At 67.9% G+C, this 21392-nt stretch carries 19 protein-coding genes; 10 read left to right on the top strand and 9 right to left on the bottom strand.

The window, feature by feature from the left end:
- Positions 1–8 precede the first annotated feature (8 nt).
- From ACFVIV_RS32500 to ACFVIV_RS32480, 5 genes are all read right to left on the bottom strand, one after another.
- Positions 9–1064: an ABC transporter ATP-binding protein gene (locus ACFVIV_RS32500; protein ID WP_379202994.1), complete on the bottom strand. Its 1056-nt coding sequence runs from the start codon at positions 1062–1064 to the stop codon at positions 9–11.
- 32 nt (positions 1065–1096) lie between these two features.
- Positions 1097–2311 (bottom strand): PotD/PotF family extracellular solute-binding protein, encoded by a 1215-nt coding sequence (locus ACFVIV_RS32495; protein ID WP_379202992.1) that lies wholly within the window; start codon positions 2309–2311, stop codon positions 1097–1099.
- A 235-nt stretch (positions 2312–2546) separates the two neighbouring features.
- The gene (locus tag ACFVIV_RS32490; RefSeq protein ID WP_379202990.1) at positions 2547–4034 is read right to left on the bottom strand and encodes a gamma-aminobutyraldehyde dehydrogenase; all 1488 of its coding nucleotides are present in this window, start codon (positions 4032–4034) and stop codon (positions 2547–2549) included.
- 133 nt (positions 4035–4167) lie between these two features.
- The gene (locus tag ACFVIV_RS32485; protein ID WP_379202988.1) at positions 4168–5532 is read right to left on the bottom strand and encodes an aspartate aminotransferase family protein; all 1365 of its coding nucleotides are present in this window, start codon (positions 5530–5532) and stop codon (positions 4168–4170) included.
- 13 nt (positions 5533–5545) lie between these two features.
- On the bottom strand, positions 5546–7036 hold the full coding sequence (locus ACFVIV_RS32480) for a CoA-acylating methylmalonate-semialdehyde dehydrogenase (protein WP_379202986.1): 1491 nt from the start codon (positions 7034–7036) through the stop codon (positions 5546–5548).
- 270 nt (positions 7037–7306) lie between these two features.
- On the opposite strand from ACFVIV_RS32480, the gene ACFVIV_RS32475 reads away from it, so the two are divergent.
- Positions 7307–8905: a PucR family transcriptional regulator gene (locus tag ACFVIV_RS32475; RefSeq protein WP_379202984.1), complete on the top strand. Its 1599-nt coding sequence runs from the start codon at positions 7307–7309 to the stop codon at positions 8903–8905.
- A 43-nt stretch (positions 8906–8948) separates the two neighbouring features.
- On the top strand, positions 8949–9509 hold the full coding sequence (locus tag ACFVIV_RS32470; RefSeq protein WP_379202982.1) for a nitroreductase family deazaflavin-dependent oxidoreductase: 561 nt from the start codon (positions 8949–8951) through the stop codon (positions 9507–9509).
- A gap of 51 nt (positions 9510–9560) precedes the next feature.
- On the opposite strand, the gene ACFVIV_RS32465 is transcribed toward ACFVIV_RS32470, so the two are convergent.
- The gene (locus ACFVIV_RS32465) at positions 9561–10403 is read right to left on the bottom strand and encodes a hypothetical protein (protein ID WP_379202980.1); all 843 of its coding nucleotides are present in this window, start codon (positions 10401–10403) and stop codon (positions 9561–9563) included.
- Positions 10404–10565: 162 nt separating this feature from the next.
- On the opposite strand from ACFVIV_RS32465, the gene ACFVIV_RS32460 reads away from it, so the two are divergent.
- Genes ACFVIV_RS32460 through ACFVIV_RS32445 form a run of 4 tightly spaced genes read left to right on the top strand, consistent with a single transcriptional unit; the run spans position 10566 to position 14898 of the window.
- Positions 10566–12080, top strand: a complete 1515-nt coding sequence (locus ACFVIV_RS32460; RefSeq protein ID WP_379202978.1) for an APC family permease — start codon at positions 10566–10568, stop codon at positions 12078–12080.
- A 15-nt stretch (positions 12081–12095) separates the two neighbouring features.
- Positions 12096–13487 carry a purine-cytosine permease family protein gene (locus tag ACFVIV_RS32455; RefSeq protein WP_379202976.1) on the top strand — a complete coding sequence of 464 codons (1392 nt, stop codon included), beginning with the start codon at positions 12096–12098 and terminating at the stop codon, positions 13485–13487.
- 5 nt (positions 13488–13492) lie between these two features.
- Positions 13493–13942 carry a nucleoside deaminase gene (locus tag ACFVIV_RS32450; protein WP_379202974.1) on the top strand — a complete coding sequence of 150 codons (450 nt, stop codon included), beginning with the start codon at positions 13493–13495 and terminating at the stop codon, positions 13940–13942.
- Positions 13939–14898, top strand: a complete 960-nt coding sequence (locus tag ACFVIV_RS32445) for an isopenicillin N synthase family dioxygenase (RefSeq protein WP_379202972.1) — start codon at positions 13939–13941, stop codon at positions 14896–14898. The genes ACFVIV_RS32450 and ACFVIV_RS32445 overlap by 4 nt, the downstream gene beginning before the upstream one ends.
- A 229-nt stretch (positions 14899–15127) precedes the next feature.
- Here the strand turns inward: ACFVIV_RS32445 and ACFVIV_RS32440 are convergent, their stop codons facing one another.
- Positions 15128–15490: a DUF4189 domain-containing protein gene (locus tag ACFVIV_RS32440; protein WP_379202970.1), complete on the bottom strand. Its 363-nt coding sequence runs from the start codon at positions 15488–15490 to the stop codon at positions 15128–15130.
- A 111-nt stretch (positions 15491–15601) separates the two neighbouring features.
- Positions 15602–16075 carry a nuclear transport factor 2 family protein gene (locus ACFVIV_RS32435; protein WP_379202968.1) on the bottom strand — a complete coding sequence of 158 codons (474 nt, stop codon included), beginning with the start codon at positions 16073–16075 and terminating at the stop codon, positions 15602–15604.
- 69 nt (positions 16076–16144) lie between these two features.
- On the opposite strand from ACFVIV_RS32435, the gene ACFVIV_RS32430 reads away from it, so the two are divergent.
- The 3 genes from ACFVIV_RS32430 to ACFVIV_RS32420 all read left to right on the top strand — a co-directional run bounded on the left by ACFVIV_RS32430 (position 16145) and on the right by ACFVIV_RS32420 (position 18557).
- A complete protein-coding gene (locus tag ACFVIV_RS32430; protein ID WP_379202966.1) occupies positions 16145–16912 on the top strand; it encodes a sporulation protein in 768 nt (255 codons plus the stop codon).
- Positions 16913–16998: 86 nt separating this feature from the next.
- Positions 16999–18072 carry a dihydrodipicolinate reductase gene (locus ACFVIV_RS32425; protein WP_379202964.1) on the top strand — a complete coding sequence of 358 codons (1074 nt, stop codon included), beginning with the start codon at positions 16999–17001 and terminating at the stop codon, positions 18070–18072.
- A complete protein-coding gene (locus tag ACFVIV_RS32420; protein ID WP_379202962.1) occupies positions 18069–18557 on the top strand; it encodes a carboxymuconolactone decarboxylase family protein in 489 nt (162 codons plus the stop codon). Before ACFVIV_RS32425 ends, ACFVIV_RS32420 begins: the two co-directional genes overlap by 4 nt.
- A gap of 9 nt (positions 18558–18566) precedes the next feature.
- Here the strand turns inward: ACFVIV_RS32420 and yaaA are convergent, their stop codons facing one another.
- Complete coding sequence (gene yaaA / locus ACFVIV_RS32415) at positions 18567–19310, bottom strand: peroxide stress protein YaaA (protein ID WP_379202960.1); 744 nt, start codon at positions 19308–19310, stop codon at positions 18567–18569.
- A gap of 136 nt (positions 19311–19446) precedes the next feature.
- On the opposite strand from yaaA, the gene ACFVIV_RS32410 reads away from it, so the two are divergent.
- The gene (locus tag ACFVIV_RS32410; protein ID WP_379202958.1) at positions 19447–21204 is read left to right on the top strand and encodes a proline--tRNA ligase; all 1758 of its coding nucleotides are present in this window, start codon (positions 19447–19449) and stop codon (positions 21202–21204) included.
- Positions 21205–21392 lie beyond the last annotated feature (188 nt).

The following is a 21392-nucleotide window of genomic DNA, read 5'->3' as shown; positions in this document are numbered from 1 at the left end:
CGGGCATATCACGACCGTCCCAGCAGGAAGGCGTGATCGGGATGCCAGTGCACCGCCACCGGCGAATTCGGCCGGATCATGGCCGCGGGACCGGCATTGGGCACCAGCGCGGTCAGCTCCTGACCCCATTCCGCCTTGACCAGGTACTGGGTCGACACCCCCAGGAAGATGGCATCGGTGACGGTGCCGGCAATGCTGGTGTGCGTCGCGGGCGCCTCCTCGGGATCGGCTGTGATGTGCAGCTTTTCGGGCCGGATGCCGACCAGGGCGTCGCCGGAGGTGACCCGGCTGCGCTCGACCGGCACGGCCAGCCGCTGCCCGTGCGCGTCCACGGTCACGCAGTCGCCGCTGCCGGTGACGGTGGCCTCGACGAGATTGGTCTGCCCCAGGAAGTTGGCCACGAACGCCGTCGCCGGATAGTCGTAGATCTCCTGCGGCGCACCGGATTGCTCCAGGCACCCGCCGTTCATGACCGCCACGGTGTCGGCCATGCTCATGGCCTCTTCCTGATCGTGGGTAATGTGCACGAAGGTGGTGCCGACCTCGGTCTGCAACCGCTTGAGCTCGAGCTGCATCTGCCGCCGCAGCTTGAGATCGAGTGCGCCCAGCGGCTCGTCGAGCAGCAGCACCTCGGGATGATTGACCAGCGCGCGGGCCAGCGCCACCCGCTGCTGCTGCCCGCCGGACAGCTGCGCGGGCTTGCGCGACCCGAAACCCTCCAGCTGCACCAGCTTCAGCATCTGCGCGGCCTGGGTGCGCGCCTGCGCCTTGCCGATCCCCTTGCGCCGCAACCCGTAACCGACATTGTCCTCGACGGTCATGTGCGGAAACAGCGCATAGCTCTGGAATACGGTATTGATGGGCCGCCGGTACGGCCGCAGCGGCGTGATATCGGTGTCGCCCAGCTTGATCCGCCCCGTAGTGGGCTCCTCGAGCCCGGCGATCATGCGCAGCGTCGTGGTCTTCCCGCAGCCGGAGGCCCCGATAATGGCGAAGAACGACCCGTCGGGAATGGTGAGCTCCAGCTCGCACACGGCGGTGAAATCGCCGAAACTCTTTGTCACGCCCTCGATATGGAGGTCTCGAGCAGTCACCCTCACGCCCCCGTGACGGCCTGGAACTTGGACTGGTAGTCCTTGTCCTTGGCCTCGTCCAGCAGCATGAAGACCTCCAGCTTCTTCTGGGTCTCCACACTGGGGAAGATGAGCTCGTTCCGCGCCAGCTCCGGATCGAACTTGGCCATCTCCTCCTGCGCGCCGGCCACCGGGCACACGTAGTTCACGAAGGCCGACAGCCGCGCCGCGACCGCCGGATCGTAGTAGTAGTCCAGCAGTTTCATCACATTGCCGGCCTTGGCCGAGGTGATGGGAATGAGCGCCTCGTCGGAGTAGAGCATCGCGCCCTCGTCCGGGCTGATGAACTTGATCTTCTCGTCCTTGGCGGTCAGCTGGATGACATCGCCGGACCACGCCATACAAGCCGCGATATCGCCCTTGACCAGATCCTGCACGTACTCGTTGCCGGTGAATTTGCGAATATGCCCGGACTGCACCGCCTTCTGCAGTTTGGCCAGCGCATTGTCGAAGTCGTCGTCGCTGAACTTGGCCGCGCTCTTGCCGAGCGAATGCAGCATCAGGCCCATGGTGTCGGGCATCTCGGTCAGGCAGACCACCTTGCCCTTCAGATCGGGCCGGGTGAGCAGTTCGTCGATGGTGCGCACCTCGCCGGTCACATTGGTGTTCACCCCGATGCCGACCAGACCCGACTGCCACGGCACCATGCGATCGTTCTCGGGATCGATCTCGGTCTTGCGCAGCATGGGCGCCAGGTTCTTGCTGAAATTCGGCATCTTCGACAGGTCGTATTTCTGGGTGTAGCCCTGCCGCACCACCTTCACCGCGGTGGAATCCGACAGCACCATGATGTCGCGGCTGATGCTCTGGCAGGCGGTCAGCTGTGCGCTGACCTTGCCCCAGAACTCGTTGTTGTCATTGACATCGGCCACGTACTCCACCGAGATGCCGGTCTTGGCGGTGAATTCCGCCATGGTGGGATGCACTTCGGCATTGCCGGGATCCTCGTCGAGGTAGCCGGGCCAGTTGGAGAAGTTGAGGGTCTTGTCGGTCGCGGAGGTGTCGGTCGGGGCGGTGCAGGCGTCGGCGCCGGTATTGGACGAACCCTTGGTCCCACAGGCGGTGAGCGCGCCGGCGGCCGCGAGCAGTGCGCCGCCGCGGAGCAGGCCGCGGCGGGTGGGCCGGGCGCCGAGTATGCCGCGCAATTGGGGAGGCAGGGAGTCCGGGGACTTGTTCATGGGGTGGCACCTTCACCAAACGAGATTCCGAAGTGCGCAGCGGTGCTGCGGCGTTGGGAAGATATTCCCATAGTCTGGTTTCTGCGCAAGCGATTCCATTGAAAAATCCCTGTTACGCAACGAATTCAGTTGTGGAGCAGGTTTTCCGCTGCGGGCATGCCCGTGAGGGCGGGTGCCGGGCGATTCGGCGACCCACCCTCACGGCGGTCGGTATTCGGTTGTGGACGACTCCGTCTTACTCGGCGCGGAAGATCACGTCGTGCCACGGCTTGTGCGCGGCCGCGGTGATATCCGACATCACATGCTTGATATTGGTGTACTCGTCGAATGCGTAGGCCGACATGTCTTTTCCGAAACCCGACGCCTTGTATCCGCCGTGCGGCATTTCGCTGATGATGGGAATGTGGTCGTTGATCCACACGCATCCGGCCTGGATCTCGCGGCTCGCGCGCTGCGTGCGGTACACATTGGTCGACCAGGCCGAGGCAGCCAGGCCGTAGGCGGTGTCATTGGCGAGGGCAATGGCCTCGTCGTCGGTATCGAATGGCAGCACCACGAGCACCGGCCCGAAGACTTCCTGCTGCACGATTTCCGAATCCTGCGTGGCGCCGGTAATCAAGGTCGGCTCGTAGTAGGCGCCGCCTTCGTGCGTGTGCTCGGGAATGCGGCCGCCGCGAACGACTTTCGCACCGGCGTCACGGGCGCGATCGACCATGCCGCTCACTTTGTCGCGATGCTTGCGCGTAATGAGCGGTCCCATATCGGTTTCCGGATCCTCCACCGGCCCGAGCGTCACCCGATCCATGAGATCGGCCACCCGCCCGACGAATTCGTCGAACAATGGCCGCTGCACATAGGCGCGCGTGGCCGCGGTGCAATCCTGGCCGACATTGATCAATGCGCCCGCGACCGCGCCCCGGGCGGCGGCCTCGAGATCGGCGTCGTCGAATACCACGAACGGCGCTTTGCCGCCGAGTTCCAGATGCACGCGCTTGACCGAACCCGCCGCGGTCGCGGCGACCTGACGGCCGACCACGGTCGATCCGGTGAAGGAGACCATGGCGACATCGGGATGCTCGACCAGCGCCTGCCCCGCGACCGGCCCGACGCCGGTGACCACATTGATGACGCCCGCGGGCACGCCCGCCGCGGTGGCGGCCTCGGCGAACAGCAGCGAGGTGAGCGGCGTCAGCTCGGAAGGCTTGAGCACAATGGTGTTTCCCGCCGCCACCGCGGGCAGGATCTTCCACGCCGCCATCTGCAAGGGATAGTTCCACGGCGAGATGGACCCGATCACGCCGAGCGGCTCGCGGCGGATGGACGAGGTGTGGTCGCCGGAGTACTCCGCCGCCGACTTGCCCTCCAAATGCCGTGCCGCACCGGCGAAGAACGCGGTGTTGTCGATGGTGCCGGGCACATCGAATTCCTGGGCGAGCCGGATCGGCTTGCCCGCGTTGACGCTTTCCACGGCGGCCAGCTCATCGGCGCGCTCGTGCAGCACCCGCACCCAGGCGTGCATGAGGTCCGAGCGTTCGCCCGGCGTCGTGCCCGCCCACTCCGGGAAGGCGGCCTTGGCGGCGGCCACGGCCGCGTCGACATCCGCGGCGGTGGCGCCCTTGCCGGTGGCGATGACCTCGCCGGTGGCGGGCGCGGTAACGGACAGCGGCTCACCCGACCCGAGCCGGCGCGCACCGCCGATGTACTGCAGTTCCTGCTGACTCACTGCGCTCCTTGATTCATGTCGTATTCACTGAGCAGCCACCACACGTTCGCACCATTTGCCTGATTCCGCATCCGCTACGGGCAAATCCGCCGCTATCCCGCTGAGCGGGACGGCGGCGGGGATGCGAACGAACTCAGCCCAGATGCGAGTCGGCGACCGACAGAGCCTGGTCCAGAATGGCCAGTCCCTCCTTGGCCTCCGCCTCGGAGATGGTGCACGGCGGGACGACGTGCACCCGGTTGAAATTGACGAACAGCAGCAGGCCCGCGGCCTTGGCGGCGGCAATGGTCTCGGCCATGGCCTGGCTGGTGCCGCCGTAGGGGGCAAGGGGTTCCCGGGTCTCCCGGTCGCGCACCAGTTCCAGGGCCCAGAACACGCCGAGCCCGCGCACCTCGCCGATGCAGGGATGTCGGTCGGCCAGCTCCCGCAGCGCCGGCCCCAGCACCCGCTCGCCCATCTCGGCGGCGTTCTCGATGATCCGCTCATCGGTCATGGCATTGATGGTCGCGACCGCCGCAGCCGTGGCCAGGGGATGCCCGGAGTAGGTGAGCCCGCCCGGATAGGCGCGATCGTCGAAGGTGGCCGCGATGTGCGGTGCGATGGCGACGCCGCCCAGCGGCACGTATCCGGAGTTCACGCCCTTGGCGAAGGTGAGCAGATCCGGCGCCACATCGAAATGCTGGATGGCGAACCACTTTCCGGTGCGCCCGAAGCCCGCCATCACCTCATCGGCGATGAGGACGATGCCGTAGCGGTCGCACAACTCCCGCACGCCCGCCAGGTATCCCGGTGGGGGAACCATGATTCCGGCGGTACCCGGCACGGATTCGAGAATGATGGCCGCGATGGTGCTCGGCCCCTCGAAGGCGATGGTCTGCTCGAGGTGCTCGAGCGCCCGCTGCGTCTCCTCGGCCTCGGTGCTCGCATGGAATTGCGAGCGATACAGGAACGGCCCGAAGAAGTGCACGATGCCGGCATTGCCGTGATCATTGGGCCAGCGCCGCGGATCGCCGGTCAGGTTGACCGCGGTCTCGGTGCCGCCGTGATACGAGCGGTACCGGGCCAGCACCTTGTAGCGCCCGGTGTGCAACCGGGCCATGCGCACCGCGTGCTCGACGGCGTCCGCGCCGCCATTGGTGAAGAAGATGCGGTTCAGCTCGCCCGGGGTGCGCTCGGCGATCAGCCGGGCCGCCTCCGAGCGCGCGTCATTGGCGTGCTGCGGTGCGATGGTGCACAGCTTGGCCGCCTGCTCCTGGATGGCCGCGACCACCTTCGGATGCTGATGCCCGATATTGGTGTTCACCAGTTGCGAGGAGAAGTCCAGCAGGCGGTTGCCGTCGCCGTCCCATACGTACGAGCCCTGGGCGGCGCTCACGACCATGGGTTTCAGCGCGGCCTGCGCCGACCAGGAGTGGAAGACGTGCTTGCGATCCAGCTCGTAGGTGCGCGCCGCCGCGGCGCGGGCGGCCTCCGGATCGAGTCCGTTCGGGAGAGTCATCGCAGTGTCCTTCTCAGTGGTTCTGCGGGAAGCCGAGATTCAGCCCGCCGTGGCTGGGATCGAGCCAGCGGGTGGTGACGGCCTTGGTGCGGGTGAAGAAGTGCACGCCGTCGGTGCCGTGCGCGTGCGAGTCACCGAAGAGCGAGTTCTTCCAGCCGCCGAAACTGTAGTAGGCCATGGGCACCGGAATGGGGACGTTGATGCCGACCATGCCGACCTCGACCTCATTGTGGAAGCGCCGGGCCGCGCCGCCGTCATTGGTGAACAGGGCGGTGCCGTTGCCGTAGGGGTTGCCGTTGATGAGGGCCAGGGCCTCGTCGTAGGTCTCCACCCGCACGACCGACAGGACGGGGCCGAAGATCTCGTCGGTGTAGACGCTCATGTCGGGGGTGACATTGTCGAGAATAGTGGGGCCGAGCCAGAATCCGTCCTCCGCGCCATCGGCCTGGATGCCGCGCCCGTCGAGAACGACGGTGGCGCCGGCGGATTCACCGGCCGCGACATAGGAGGCCACCTTGTCGCGGTGGGCCTCGGTCACCAGCGGTCCCATATCGGTGCCGCGGGTGCCGTCGCCGGTGCGAATGGTCTTGGCGCGCTCGGTGATCCGGGCGACCAGGTCATCGGCGATCGGCCCGACCGCGACCAGCGCGCTGATGGCCATGCAGCGCTCGCCCGCGGAGCCGAAGCCCGCGTTCACCGCCGCGTCGGCGGCGAGGTCGAGATCGGCGTCGGGCAGCACCACCATGTGGTTCTTCGCCCCGCCGAGGGCCTGTACGCGCTTGCCGTGCTTGGTGCCGTTCTCGTAGACGTACTTGGCGATCGGCGTCGAGCCGACGAACGAAACCGCCTTGATGCTCGGATTTTCCAGCAGCTCGTCCACGGCGACCTTGTCGCCCTGCACCACATTGAACACGCCGTCGGGCAGCCCGGCCTCGGCCCACAGCTCCGCGATCCACAGCGAAGCCGACGGATCCTTCTCGCTCGGCTTCAGCACCACCGTATTGCCCGCGGCAATGGCGACCGGGAAGAACCACATGGGCACCATGGCCGGGAAGTTGAACGGCGAGATGATCGCCACCGGTCCCAGCGGCTGCCGGATGGAGAAGATGTCCACCTTGGTGGAGGCGTTCTCGGTGTACCCGCCCTTGAGCAGATGCGGTATGCCGCAGGCGAATTCGACGATCTCCAGCCCGCGCGTCACCTCGCCGAGGGCATCCGCGAGCACCTTGCCGTGCTCGGAGGTGATGATCGCGGCCAGCTCCTCCTTACGCGCGTTGAGCAGTTCCCGGAACTTGAACAGCACCTGGGTCCGCTTGGCGAGCGAGGCATCCCGCCATTCCGGGAACGCCGCGGCGGCCGCCTCGACCACCGTGCGCACGTCGGCGACATTCGCCAGCGTGACGTGTCCGGTCACCACACCGGTGGCGGGATTGGTCACGGGCAGATTGGCCTCGCTGGTTCCGGCGAAGGGCTTGCCGTCGAGCCAGTGTGCGATGGTCTGCATATCTCCTCGATTCGATGGATGGAATTGGGCTGCGCCGCGGATGCGAGAGAGCCCGCCCCAATCTCCGGCAAGACTGGGGCGGGCCTCGGGGGAGGACGTTCCGCGACCCGCCCCGCGGCCATCGGCTGCCGCGGCGAATACCGGGCGTCCGAAGGCGGAGGGGCCGACGGGGCGGGGCTACGGTGACCCGGCTCTAACACTGCACCATTACTCCCCATTAGCGCCCCGACGATCTGTACGCGATTCCGCGTTTCGTATTACGATTCGTCGGTGCTCCTCTCAGTCGCTGATGTCCTGGCGATGCCGGTGGTGCGCGCCGGGCAGCCGGAAGTGATCGGCGGCGGGTCCCTGGACCGGCCGGTGCGGTGGGTGCACGTCAGCGAATTACCGGATGTCGCGAAACTGCTGGTCGGCAGGGAATTGATCCTGACCACCGGCCAAGCCCTGGCCGACAGCGACGCCGCCGGCGTCGAATACCTGGAATCGCTGTCCCTGGCCGGTGTTTCGGGCCTGGTGGTGGAACTGGGCACCTATCTGAAGGAACTGCCGCCGATCATCGGCGAGACCGCCGACCGCCTCGGACTGCCGATCGTCGCACTGCACCGGATCGTCCGCTTCGTCGAGGTCACCGAGGCCGTGCACCGGGTGATCGTGGCCGACCAGTACGCCGAACTGGAATTCGCCCGCACCGTCCACGAAACCTTCACGGCCCTGAGCGTGCGTCGCGCCTCCCTCGCCGAAATCGTGAAGACGGCCGCCGGCATGCTCGACGCCTCGGTCGTCCTGGAGGACCTCACCCATCGCGTGCTCGCCCTGACGGCCCGCCACACCGCCACCTCGACCCTGCTCGACCACTGGGAATCCACCTCCCGCCTGCTGCCCGATCACGATGCGAACGTGGTCCCCGTGGGCCCGCACACCCAGCGCTGGGGACGCCTCATCCTGCGGTCCAGCCGGGTCCCCAATGCCCGCGCCCGCATGGTCCTGGAGCGCGCCGCGCAGACCCTGACCCTGCACCGCATGATCGAGCGCGACCGTTTCGGCCTGCACCGCCAGGCCCAGACCGGCCTCATCGACGACATGATCACCGGCCGGCTCACCGACGAACGCGATGCCGTGGCGCTGGCCGCCACCCTCGGCCTGTCCCGCCGCGCCCGCTACGTCCCCCTGGCGGTGGACGTCTCCGCCGCAACCGAATCCGATCCCGTCGCCCACCAGCGCCGCACCGCCGCGATTCTCGACGCGGCCCTGCACGGGGCCGCCCTCGCCAAGGCGACCGCCCTGGCCGCCCCCGACCACGGCAACCGGGTCATCCTCATCCTCGCCATCGCCCGCACCGGCGATCTGGACGATCTGCTCACCGCGGTCTGCACCACCATGCTCGCCGAAATCCGCCGCGTGGCGGGCATCGACCGCGCGGTCATCGGCGCGGGCTCGGAATCCGATTCCCTGCTCGACACCGCCCGCGAACTCGCCCAGGCGGCACACGTCGCCGAAGTCGCGCTCTCCCTGCCGACCTCGGCGCCGCGCGCCTTCTACCGCAGCGGCGATGTCCGCCTGCGCGGCCTGCTCTCCCTCATCCGCGACGAACCGGGCGTGCAGCGGTTCGCCGAAACCGAACTGAGCGCCCTGCTCCGCCACGACATCCGCCACGCCACCGACCTCACCCGCACCCTCCGCCAATTCCTGGACCTGGCGGGCAACAAGACCGAACTGGCCAAGCGCCTCAACATCTCCCGGCCCACCCTCTACGATCGCCTCTCCCGCATCGAGCGAATCCTCGACGTGGACCTGGACAATGGCGAAACCCGCACCTCCCTGCACACCGCCCTGCTGATTCGCGACCTCACGGTTTCGCCCGACCGATAACGGGCACACCGCACCAAACAGGTCACCACCGTTGGGGGCAGCCATGGATGACATAGCGATCGGCACGATCCCGGACTCGCTCCGCTACCGCGACGGCAGATACTCCCCGGAACGCCTGTCCTCCGTGCCCGACATCTTCGCGCTCCCGCCGCTGCGCCTGCGCCTCGGGCTGCGGTTCATCCACGCGATCCACATGCCCTGGTTCACCGTTCGCCTCCCGAAAGGCTGCGCCGCCCTCTACACGATCGGCCGCAAGTCCGGCCGCCCGCGCCGCATCTACGTCAAGGCCGCCCGGGTGGACGACAAGATCTACCTCATCTCCATAGCCGGTTCCGGAGCGCTCTGGGTCAAGAACATCCGCGCCAACCCGAACGTCCGAATCCGCCTCCCGGAGGGCACCTTCCACGGCACCGCCCGCGAACTCCGGAACCGGGCCGAGCGCCAAGCCGCCTACAACGTCCTCTGCGAGACCGTCCACCCCTTCGACTACTTCGAGAACGCCCTGCACCGGACCGGCCGCCCCACCCGCGAGAAAATCCTCGAACTCCACCGCGCCTGGTTCGCCGGTGGCCTGCCCCTGGTGATCGATGTCGAACGCGCTTGATGGACAAGGGGATTCGATTGGCCAGCGGGGCCTCCTCCGCTCGTGAGGGGATCAGGCCGGGTCGGCGCCCATGGGGTTCGGGTAGGGGACCGCGCCGCTGTGGGCGATCGCCTTGGCGGCCGGGGTCAGCAGGGTGAGGACGGACTCGATATTCGGGATGTCGCGGTAGGGCGCGGCGGCGAGGGCGTCGGTGCGGGATTCGATGTGGGTGCGCAGGGCGCGGCCCTCGTCGGTGAGCTGATCGCCGGTGAGCAGGTTGCGGGATTCCAGGCGGGAACGGGCTGCGGTCCAGTCGGATTCGGTGAAGCCGCGGTTCTCCAGCCAGAAGGAGGCGGGGCCGCCGGAGAAGGCCATGAACAGGACGTGGGCCTCGCAGCCGTCGATGCCTTCGGCCAGCAGGCAGGCGATGTGGCCGTCGCCGCGGTGTTCGCGCAGGGTGGTGACGGCCTGCCAGAAGGCCTGGGCCGGATCCTCGGGGGTGGGGAGGTCGCGGTTGGCGGCGAAGAGGGGGCGGCCGGAGGCGGAGGCTCCGTCGATGGACTGCTGCAGGCGGGGGAGGGTCTGCTCGGCGAGGGCGGGCAGGTCGGGGACGAGGGTGTGCAGCACCGAAGCCGCGGCGGTGCGGCGGGTTTCGAGAATGGCCTCCGGAGTGGCGAAGGACCAGGCGTCGGGAATGGCGCGGCGGATCATGGCCGGGTGGAAGTTGTAGAAGGTGGCTTCCACGACGCTGGGGCCGACCGGACCGAAGGGGGCGGAGCGGGCGCCGAAGTAACCCATCCAATAGCCGCGCAGGCCCACGGCTTTATTGGCGGCGCGGCATTCCGGGGCGAAATAGGTGACAGCGTGCAGGGGCTCGAGCGCCCGCCACATCGCTCGGGCGAAGGCGTTGTCCATCGACGAACCGTAAAGTCGCGGAAGGTGAATCATCTAGGCTGTAAGGTTTGTGACTTGAGTCACAGTATTGATTTCCGCTGGTAACTCGGTTTCATATCCGCGCAACAAACTCGCCCGCACAATCCCTCACACGGTCATGCGACCGGGATGAGGAGCTGCACAATGGAAGCGAGTACGCCACCCATACTTTCGAGCGGAACCGAGACGACGGGCGCGGTCTCACGACTCAAACCCAATGTCGTCGGATTGCTCGGCGTGGTGTTCATGGCCGTGGCGACGGCCGCGCCGATCACGGCCATGACGGGCAATGTGCCGTTCATGATGTCGGCGGGCAGCGGAATCGGAACGCCCGCGGCCTTTCTCATCGCCATGGTGGTGCTAGCGATCTTCTCCGTCGGCTTCACCACCATGTCGAAGCACATCACCGCCACCGGCGCCTTCTACGGGTTCATCTCCTTCGGCCTCGGCCGCACCGCCGGGCTGGCGGCGGGCCTGCTGGCCACCTTCGCCTACATCGTGTTCGAGCCGTCGATCATCGGCATCTTCTCCTACTTCGCGCAGACCACGGTGCTGGACCAAGCCGGCGTCGACATCCCGTGGTGGGTCTTCGCGATACTCATGCTGGCCATCAACGCCTTCAGCACCTGGTTCGGCGTGGCCGTGGCCGAACGGGTGCTGATCGGACTGCTGGTGACCGAGGTGATCGTGCTCGCCATCATGGCGGTGTCGGTGCTGTTCCACGGTGGCGGTCCCGAGGGCATCTCCCTGGAACCGATCAACCCGGTCAACGCCTTCAGCGGGGCGGCCTCGGCGGGACTGGGACTGTTCTTCGCCTTCTGGTCCTGGGTCGGCTTCGAATCGACCGCCATGTACGGCGAGGAATCCAAGGACCCCAAGCGGATCATCCCGCGCGCCACCATGATCGCCGTGCTCGGCGTGGGCGCGTTCTACGTGTTCGTGTCCTGGATGGCCATCTCCGGCAGCGGCCGGGACACGGCGCTGGAGTACGCCGCCTCGGCCAATCCCATGAACGTCTTCTTCGCGCCCACCGAGACCTATGTCGGGCACTGGGCCGTCACCGCCATGCAGTGGCTGATGATCACGGGCTCGCTGGCCTGCGGTATGGCCTTCCACAACTGCGCCTCCCGCTACCTCTACGCGCTCGGTCGCGAAGGGGTGATTCCCGGACTGCAGAACACCGTCGGCCGGACCCATCCCCAGCACGGCTCGCCGCATATCGCGGGCCTGGTGCAGACCGGGATCGCCGCCGTGCTGGTGCTGGCCTTCGCGCTGGCGGGCAAGGACCCTTACACCGGCCTGTACACGCTGCTCGCGGTGCTCGGCACCATGGCCATCCTGGTGGTGCAGGCGGTGACCTCGTTCGCGGTCATGAACTACTTCCGCACCAACCATCCCGAGACCCGGCACTGGTTCAAGACCTTCCTGGCCCCGCTCGTCGGCGGCGTCGCCATGCTCGGCGTGGTGTTGCTGCTGGTTATCAATATGGATACCGCCGCCGGTGCCGAGGCGGATTCCCTCATCCTGAAGGCGACGCCGTATCTGGTGGCGCTCGTCGCCCTCGCCGGCATCGGCTACGCCACGTACCTGAAGCGCAGTGATCCGGCGCGCTACGCGCTGCTGGGCCGCACCGTGCTCGAGGAAACCCACGAGAGATAGCGGGAGGAAACCACAGTGGCACTGACCGACGAGTCCCAGGTCGCCTACGGCGATCGCGTCGCCGCCATCGAGCCCGGCGGTGACGACCATATCCCCGAGGCCGCCCGGCACGGAACGCCGCGAAAGCTGTTCTGGACGTGGATGTCTCCCAATATGGAGTTCGCGACGATCTTCATCGGCGTGCTCTCGGTGACCGCCTTCGGAATGAACTTCTGGCAGGCGAGCCTGGGTCTCGCGGTCGGCATCGGCCTCGGCGCGGCGGCGCACTACGTGCTCTCCGCGCGCGGGCCGCTGCACGGCGTGCCGCAAATGGTGCTGGGCCGCATGGCTTTCGGCTATCGCGGCAATGCGCTGCCCGCCACCTTCATGTCGGTCATGTGCGGTGTCGGATGGTTCGCCACCAATAGCGTCAGCGGGGCATTCGCGCTCAACACCCTGACCGGACTGCCGAAGGTGCCGGCGCTGCTGGTGATCGTGGTGGCGCAGACCGTCTTCGCGTTCTTCGGCCACAACCTGGTGCAGGCGTTCGAGCGAATCGCCTTCCCGCTCTTGGCCGTCGTGTTCGTCCTCGTCACCATCGCCGTGTTCGGCAAGGCCGAGCTCGGCGCGGCCGCGCCCGCCGGGGGAGTGGGCGGCCCGGGCGGCTTCCTGCTCACGGTCGGCACCGCCTTCGGCTATGCGGCGGGCTGGAATCCGTACGCCGCGGACTACTCCCGCTATCTGCCGTCCGCGGTGTCGAGGACCGCGACCGGACTGTACGCGGCGGCCGGATTGTTCATTTCCTGCCTGTGGCTCAGCGTGCTCGGCGCGGCGTCGGCGACCATAGCGAGCACCGCGACCGGCAGCCCCACCGATGTGTTCACCGGCAACCTGCCGAGCCTGCTGGCCGATCTGGCGCTGCTGGCCATCGCGGTCGGTGCGGTGGCGGCCAATGCGCTCAATGTGTATTCCGGCGCAATGGCTTTCGTGACCATGGGGGTGAAACTCCCGGTGCACACCCAGCGCGCCCTGGTCTGCGTCGTCTTCGGCGGCATCGGCTTCCTGGTCGCCTGGTGGGCCCTCGCCGACGCCGCCGCGAGCTACGAGGCGTTCCTGCTCATCGTCGCCTACTGGATCGGCCCCTGGCTGGGCGTGGTGCTGACCGACCAGTACCTGCGCCGCGGCCAAGCCGTCGCCCATCTGCTCTACGACAGGACCTACGTCAACCACAGCGGTGTCGCGGCCTTCGGTATCGGCCTGGGCGTGTCGGTGCTGTTGTTCTCCAATCAGCACAAGTTCGTCGGCTTGATCCCCAGGCAGGTACCGGAACTGGGCGATATCACCTTCTTCGTCGGCTTCGTGCTGTCGGCCGCGATCTACTGGACCCTCGAGCGTGCCCGGATTTCCCGCGCGGCGGTGGCAGCATGATCGGCATGATCAAGGCATCGGAACTGCTGGTCACCGCATACGAGGAAGCCCTGATCGGGCTGGACGAAGGCGGCATCCCCATCGGCGCCGCCCTGTTCGACAGCGCGGGCGTCCTGCTCGGCCGCGGCCGCAACCGCCGCGTCCAGCAGGACGATCCCAGCCTGCACGCCGAAACCGACGCCTTCCGCAATGCCGGACGCCGCCGCGACTACCGCGACACCATCATGGTGACCACCCTGTCGCCGTGCTGGTACTGCAGCGGCCTGGTCCGCCAGTTCGGCATCGGCGCGGTCATCGTCGGCGAAGCGCAGACCTTCACCGGCGGCCACGATTGGCTTGCCGCACACGGGGTTTCCATCACCGTGCTCGACGACGCGGCCTGCGTCGACCTGATGACCCGCTTCATCGCCGACCGCCCGGACCTCTGGCACGAGGACATAGGAGTAGCCGAGTGACCGCCATCGCCACCATCGACCTGGACCGCTGGCGCGCCGGCGGCGACCGGGCCGCCGCCGTGCTCCGCGAGGTCGACGCGGGCATGCAGCGCGCCGGTTTCCTGCTGGTGCGCGGACACGGTGTGCCCGAAGGACTTCCGGCCGACCTGCGCGCGGCCGCCCGCCGCTTCTTCGCCCTCCCCGAGGAGGTGAAACGACGTTATGCCGTGAGCGTCGGCGGCCGCGGCTGGATCGGCCCCGGAATGGAGGCCAACGGCTACGCCGAAGGCACCGAAACCCCGCCGGATCTCAAGGAGACCTTCGCTCTCGGCGCGGACACCCGCACCGGCGATCCGGCCGTCGACGACGTCTGGTTCCTGAACAACGTCTGGCCCCACGAGATCTCCGAGCTTCGCGACCTCGCCACCGCCTACACCGTTGCCATGCGCACCCTGTCCGATGAATTGCTGGCCCTGTTCGCGGCCGCACTGGACCTGCCCCGCAATCCATTCCAGGACCTCGCCACCCGCCCCACCTGGACGTGCAATATCAACTGGTACCCGCCCCTCACCCACGTGGGCGCACCCGAACCCGGCCAGTTCCGCATCGGCCCGCACACCGATTTCGGCACCGTCACCGTCCTCGACCGCGAACCCGGGGCCGGCGGTTTGCAGGTCTTCACCGACGAAGGCGGCTGGGAAGACGCCCCCTACGACCCGTCGGCCCTCACCGTGAACATCGGTGACCTGCTTGCCCATTGGAGCGGCCAGCGCTGGCCCGCCGGCCGCCACCGCGTCCTCCCGCCCCAGGAATCCGCCCCCGACGAGGATCTCGTCTCCCTCATCTACTTCTACGAACTCGACCACGACGCCCGCGTCACCCCGCTCGCCCCGCCGATCGGCCGCCTCGACGGCCTGCGGCCGGTCGTCTCCGCCGAATTCCTCCGCACCCGCCTCGACGCCATCACCCTGGGCTGAGACCATCCGGCGAGTTCTCGCGGCCGCCGGTGGTCGGCGGCCGCGAGGACGATCCACAGCTATCGGTTCCCTCGCCGACAGCCGGCGCACCCAGCCCGACACCCCGGTGTACGGGACGCCTTACGCGTCCGCTGAACCGTTCTGGGACAACCCCGCCGCGCCTGCGAATGCCGAGAAGATCCGCGAGCCGGTCGAGGCCGCCGTGCGCTGACACGAGGGAATTCGAGGCTCACCCGTTGCAGATGGCTTCCTTCACGATGTACGAGTCGTGGTACCACTTGGCGTCGGATTCGGCCTCGTACGGGGTGGCGCCGTAGCCGCCGGTGTACTTGTTCATGAACTCGGAGTAGGCCACCGCACCGCAGTCGGTGAAGGTGGTGACAATGGAACAGCTGCCGTAGCCGCACTTTTCGAGGGCGGCGTCATTGGCGGCGCTCTCGGACTGGTAGTTCCAGGACCAGCCCAGGTCGCCGTCACCGGAGACGGCCATGGCGCCCCAGTAGCCGGTGTAGGCCTGCGCGGGGGCGGCCGGGAGGACCGTGGCGAGGGTCGCGAAGGCCACGCCGGCCAGGCCAATGAGGATCTTGCGCATCGAGTTTTCCTAGCGTTCGTCGAGATGAGATGCGGCGGCCGAACAGTGCTGTGCGGCCGTGCAACTCACTATCGCGGGGGGCACCGACAAACGTTTACAACTCGATGACTGCTACGCGGGGGCCCAGCGGTTGGCGGTGAGGGTGTAGCCGGGCAGGGTCCCGGTGGACATGGTGGATTCGTAGATGCGCTGGTACCCGGTGCGCGCGATCCGCCAGACGCCGTCCTCGCGGCGGTACTCGTCGCGGTAGTAGGCCGCGCCGCGAATCAGCACGTGGAAGTCGGGGACGATCACCGTGTCCTCCAGACACCAACTGCCGGTGGCGGTCTCGCCGTCGACGGTGATCTCCGGGTGATTGGCCACGTGCACGGTGATGATATTGCCGCCCAGGCTCTTGCTCATGTAGTCCACGACTTCGTCGCGCCCGGTGAAGTCCAACGGCCTGCCGCCGGAGGGCGATCCATAGGAGGCCACGATGTCCGCACTCAGCGTGTCGGCGAACTCGTCCCACAGCTTCAGATCCAGGGAACGCAGGTAACGGTACTTCAGGGCGCGAATCTGCTCGAGCGCCTCGATGCTGCTCATCGGAGAATTCGATCACGGGTTACCGGATCGGGGAGGCGTTCTCGCCAATGACCGGACACACTGGGTGCCATGTTCAAGAAGTTGCTGGCGTCCGTCGGGGTGGGCGGCGCCGAGGTCGAGACCGAACTCCACACTCCGGGAGTGCAGCCCGGCGGTACGGTGCAGGGCGTCATTCGCTTGCGCGGCGGCAAGGTCGCGCAGGACATCGCCCGGGTCGCACTGGAATTCGTCACCCGGGTCGAGTTCGAGCACGCCGACGAGGAGTCGCAGGGCAATCGGGGTTTCGGCCGCACCGATGTGCACTGGGCATTCACGCTGGGCCCCAATGAGCCCTTCGAGATCCCGTTCGCGCTGTACACGCCGCTGGAAACCCCGATCACCTTCTACAACGGCCGTCACCTGCCGGGCGCGGTGGTGTCGGTGCGCACCATCGTCGAGATCGAGAATGCGGTCGACGCGGGCGACAGCGATCCGCTCGGCATCGGCGCGCTGCCCGCCCAGCACGTCGTGCTCGAGGCCATCGAACGCCTCGGCCTGCCGCTGCGCTCGGCCGATGTGGAATGGGGGCAGTTGCGCGGCATCCGCCAGGAGCTGCCGTTCTATCAGGAGATCGAATTCGGTCCCTCGCACCGGTATCCGCGGCTCAACCAGCTCGAGGTCACCTTCGTCGCGCGGCCCGAGGGCATGGACGTCATCCTCGAGGCCGACAAGAAGGGCGGCTGGATCAGCGAGGGCAGCGATGTCTTCGACGTGCTGTTCGTGGACTACAACGCGCTCGGCAATGTCGATTGGGCCGCCGTGCTCGACCAGCGCTTGTCGGCCATGTCCTCACGCTGAATCCGGTCTCGGGGCGGTCGCGAGAAAACTGGAACGTGTTCTCGAAATCGCCTCGGAACGGACCAAGCAATTGCTACCCTCCGGCCATGATTTCCACCGTGGTCTGGGGCACCGGCAATGTCGGCCGGGCCGCCATTCGCGCCGTCGCGGCGCATCCGGCGCTCGAACTGTCCGGCGTGCTCGTGCACAACCCCGCCAAGGTCGGTCGCGACGCCGGTGAATTGGCCGGGTTGGAGACGAAATTGGGGGTGGCGGCGACCGACGATATCGCCGCCACCCTCGCCGCCGGACCGCGCGCGGTGGTGTACGCCGCCTCCGGCGACATCCGCCCCGACGACGCGCTCGCCGACATCCTGCGCGCGATTCGCGCCGGAGCCGTGGTCGTCACCCCCGCGCTGTACCCGCTCTACGACCACCGCAGCGCCCCGGCAGAACTCCGCGGCAAGGTGCTGGAAGCCATTGCCGCGGGCGGCGGTTCGCTGTTCGTCTCCGGGATCGACCCGGGCTGGGGCAATGACGTGCTGCCGCTGCTGCTGAGCGGTCTGGGCAGCCACGTCGACGTGGTCCGCTGCCAGGAGATCTTCGACTACACCACCTACGACCAACCCGATTCGGTGCGCTACCTGGTCGGCATGGGCCAGCCCATGGACTACCAGCCGCCCATGCTCCTGCCCACCGTGCCGACCATGGTGTGGGGCGGGCAGATTCGGCTGCTGGCCCGCGGGCTCGGCGTGGACCTCGACGATATTCAGGAGGTCGTCGAACGCCGCCCTCTCGACGACACCGTCGAGACCGAGCGCATGGGCAAATTCGAGGCGGGCACCCAGGGCGCCATCCGCTTCGAGGTGCAGGGCATCATCGCCGGGCGCCCCCGCATCGTCATCGAGCACGTCACCCGCATCCACGCCTCCTGCGCCCCCGACTGGCCGCTGCCGCCCACCGGCGACGGCGCCCACCGCGTCATCATCGAGGGCCGCCCGCGCATCGAGCTCGCCATTCAGGCCACCGATGAGGACGGCAATCACTCCGCGGGCGGAAACGCCACCGCCGTCAGCAGATTGGTGCATGCCATCGACTGGCTCACCGCCGCCGAACCGGGCCTCTACGACGCTCTGGACATCCCCCTCCGCCCCGGCACTCTCGACAGGAGCACCCCATGATCATCGACATTCCCGAGGGCAAGGACCCCATCGGCTACGTGTGGGGCGAAATGGTCCCCGGCATCGGCGTGGCCGCCGCCAACTTCTCCCTCGCCGTCTACTCCCACACCACCTTGGGGCTGCGGGAATTCGAGGCCGCGCGCCTGCGCGTCGCCCAGATCAACGGCTGCCTGTTCTGCCTGGACTGGCGCACCGACCGCAATGGCGAGAAGGTCGAGGAGTCCTTCGCCGACGACGTGACCAACTGGCGCACAACGGAATCCTTCGACGACCGCACGCGGCTGGCCGCCGAATACGCCGAACGCTACGCCCTCGACCACCACAACCTCGACGACGACTTCTTCCAGCGCATGCTGGCGCACTACACCCAGGCCGAAATCGTGGAACTGTCCATGTGTCTCGGCTCCTGGCTGGCCTTCGGCCGCCTCAACCACGTTCTGGGCCTGGACGCCGTCTGCGTCCTCCCGAGCCACGCGGCCCAGTAGCCGGAAAGTCTAGGTCAGCACGAGAAGTTCGGTGGGGGAGGCGATTTCGATGCGCAGGCCGGACTTCTCCGCCACTCGGGCCAGGCCGTTGATATCGGACGGCTCCGACCGGGACAGCACCAGCGCGCGGGCCAGCAGACCCTTGTGGTGTTTGTTGAAGTGGCTCACCACGGTTCGCGTGCCGTCGGGGCGCTCGGTGAGCACGGTCGCGGTGATGGCGCCCGGAATGCGGCCCAGATTCTGGTAGGTGCCCGAACGCAGGTCGACGGTCAGCGCGCCGTCGGTCTCCGCGCGCAGGGCCTCGGGCAGGACCTGCTTCCACACCGCCTGCAGGGTGGGCAGGCCGGGCAGTTTGGAGCCGCCGGAGAGCCGGTAGGCCGGAATGGGGTCGCCCGCGCGGATCACGCCGAACAATGCCGAGCCGATCGCGAGGCGGGCATTCGCCTTGGCGCGCTGAGCTTTGGTGAAGTCCGCGGCGTCCAACGCGTCGTAGAGCACGCCCGTGTACCGATCCAGCGCGGGCCGGGTGGGGGAGGTGCGCAGCGCGGCATTGCGCGCGATTTCCGCGTCAGCCCCCTTGCCCAGGCCGAGCGCGGTGCGTGAGGCGTCCGGATCGGCGGCCAGATCGGTCAGCTGCGTGACCAGCTTGTCGCGCACCGCGGTGAGCTGCGGCATCGACAAGGCGCCGAGGTCCAGGGGAGCGCCCGATCCGCCATCGGACTTGGTTTCGGAGGGAGGCAGCAGCACCAGCACGAGCGAACACGGTACCGGGCGTGGGTGGTCAGGGCGCGGAGGAGGCAGCTTGCGTAACCACGCAGCGCCCCCACCCACGCCGCAAAGGGGCCTTGCCTTGTGAGTCTCGCGCTAGCAGCGGCTACGCTGTGTCCCCGTGATCACCCGTCTCTCCCACCTCTTCCTGCGTACCCTGCGCGACGATCCCGCCGACGCCGAGGTGCCCAGCCACAAGCTGCTCGTCCGTGCCGGATACGTGCGCCGCATCGCCCCGGGCGTCTACTCGTGGCTGCCGCTCGGCCTGCGCGTGCTGCGCAAGGTCGAGAATGTGGTCCGGGAGGAAATGGACGCCATCGGCGCCCAGGAGATCTCGCTGCCGGCGCTGCTGCCGCGCGACCCCTACGAGGCGACGAACCGCTGGACCGAATACGGCGACGCGCTGTTCCGCCTCAAGGACCGCAAGGGCCAGGACTACCTGCTCGGCCCCACCCACGAGGAACTGTTCGCGCTCACCGTGAAGGGCGAATACAACTCCTACAAGGACCTGCCGGTCACGCTGTACCAGATCCAGACCAAGTACCGCGATGAAGGCCGCCCCCGCGCCGGCATCCTGCGCGGCCGCGAGTTCATCATGAAGGACTCCTACTCCTTCGACCTCGACGACGACGGCCTGAAGAAGAGCTACAACGCCCATCGCGAGGCCTACCAGCGCATCTTCGACCGCCTCGGCGTCAAGTACGTCATCGTGGCCGCCACCTCCGGCGCCATGGGCGGCTCGGCCTCGGAGGAATTCCTGGCCGACAGCCCCGTCGGCGAGGACACCTACGTCATCTGCCGCGAATCCGGTTACGCCGCCAATGTCGAGGCCGTCGTCACCGCCGCGCCCCCGGAGATTCCGCTCGAAGGTCAGGCCGAGGCGGTCGTCCACGACACCCCCGACACCCCGACCATCGCCACCCTGGTCGACTGGGCCAATGGCGCGGGCATCGCCGAGCAGTTCGGCCGTCCCGTCACCGCCGCCGACACGTTGAAGAACGTGATGGTCAAGCTGCACCACCCCGACGGCAAGATGGAGATCATCGGCATCGGCGTCCCCGGCGACCGCGAGGTCGACGACAAGCGCCTCGGCGCCTCGGTCGAGCCCGCCGAGGTCGAGATGCTCGACGAGGCCGACTTCAAGGCCAACCCCTTCCTGGTCAAGGGCTACATCGGCCCGAAGGCGCTGCAGGCCAACGGCATCCGCTACCTGGTCGACCCCCGCGTGGTCACCGGCACCGCCTGGATCACCGGCGCCGACGAGCCCGGCAAGCACTACGTCGGCCTGGTCGCCGGCCGTGACTTCACCCCCGACGGCACCATCGAGGCCGCCGAGGTCCGCGACGGCGATCCCTCGCCCGACGGCCGCGGCCTCCTGGAAGCCGCGCGCGGCATCGAGATCGGCCACATCTTCCAGCTCGGCCAGAAGTACACCGACGCCTTCGAGGTCGACGTGCTCGGCGAGAACGGCAAGCCGGTCCGCCTCACCATGGGCTCCTACGGCGTCGGCGTCTCCCGCATGGTCGCCGTGCTGGCCGAGCAGATGCACGACGACAAGGGCCTGCGCTGGCCCGCCGAAGTCGCCCCCTACGACGTGCACGTGGTCATCGCCAACAAGGACGACGCCGCCCGCGCCGGCGCCGAACAGGTTGTCGCCGAACTGAACTCGGCCGGCCTCGACGTCCTCTTCGACGACCGCACCGCCTCCCCGGGCGTCAAGTTCAAGGACGCCGAACTGCTCGGCATGCCCTACGTCCTCGTCATCGGCCGCGGCTGGGCCGAAGGCAAGGTCGAACTCCGCGACCGCTTCGCCGGCACCGCCGACGAACTCCCCGCCGCCACCGCCGCCCAGTCCGTCATCGCCAAGATCCGCGGCTGACCGGCACCCGCCGAACCGAACTCGAGCCGCGCTCCAGGCATTCGCCTGGGGCGCGGCTTGTTTCGTCGATCGGCCGCCCCCTCTTGTCGTTCCCTTGGTCATCGCCTCTGGTCATCGTCTCTGGTCGTCGCGTCGTCATTCCGGCGTGGGTTTTGGCGGGCTGACCCACCCCCGGGGGGGTTCCGGGC

Source organism: Nocardia sp. NPDC127526 (assembly GCF_042672265.1).
In the GTDB taxonomy this organism is placed as follows: domain Bacteria; phylum Actinomycetota; class Actinomycetes; order Mycobacteriales; family Mycobacteriaceae; genus Nocardia.
The sequence above is the reverse complement of the archived record's forward strand: the minus strand, read 5'-3'. Positions and strand labels throughout refer to the sequence as shown.

Coding starts and splice junctions, on each gene's coding strand:
- ACFVIV_RS32460 (WP_379202978.1), top strand. CDS start 10,566: ATGGAAGCGAGTACGCCACCCATACTTTCGAGCGGAACCGAGACGACG.
- ACFVIV_RS32425 (WP_379202964.1), top strand. CDS start 16,999: ATGATTTCCACCGTGGTCTGGGGCACCGGCAATGTCGGCCGGGCCGCC.
- ACFVIV_RS32430 (WP_379202966.1), top strand. CDS start 16,145: ATGTTCAAGAAGTTGCTGGCGTCCGTCGGGGTGGGCGGCGCCGAGGTC.
- ACFVIV_RS32450 (WP_379202974.1), top strand. CDS start 13,493: ATGATCAAGGCATCGGAACTGCTGGTCACCGCATACGAGGAAGCCCTG.
- ACFVIV_RS32495 (WP_379202992.1), bottom strand. CDS start 2,311: ATGAACAAGTCCCCGGACTCCCTGCCTCCCCAATTGCGCGGCATACTC.
- ACFVIV_RS32435 (WP_379202968.1), bottom strand. CDS start 16,075: ATGAGCAGCATCGAGGCGCTCGAGCAGATTCGCGCCCTGAAGTACCGT.
- ACFVIV_RS32485 (WP_379202988.1), bottom strand. CDS start 5,532: ATGACTCTCCCGAACGGACTCGATCCGGAGGCCGCCCGCGCCGCGGCG.
- ACFVIV_RS32440 (WP_379202970.1), bottom strand. CDS start 15,490: ATGCGCAAGATCCTCATTGGCCTGGCCGGCGTGGCCTTCGCGACCCTC.
- ACFVIV_RS32470 (WP_379202982.1), top strand. CDS start 8,949: ATGGATGACATAGCGATCGGCACGATCCCGGACTCGCTCCGCTACCGC.
- ACFVIV_RS32420 (WP_379202962.1), top strand. CDS start 18,069: ATGATCATCGACATTCCCGAGGGCAAGGACCCCATCGGCTACGTGTGG.
- ACFVIV_RS32480 (WP_379202986.1), bottom strand. CDS start 7,036: ATGCAGACCATCGCACACTGGCTCGACGGCAAGCCCTTCGCCGGAACC.
- ACFVIV_RS32465 (WP_379202980.1), bottom strand. CDS start 10,403: ATGGACAACGCCTTCGCCCGAGCGATGTGGCGGGCGCTCGAGCCCCTG.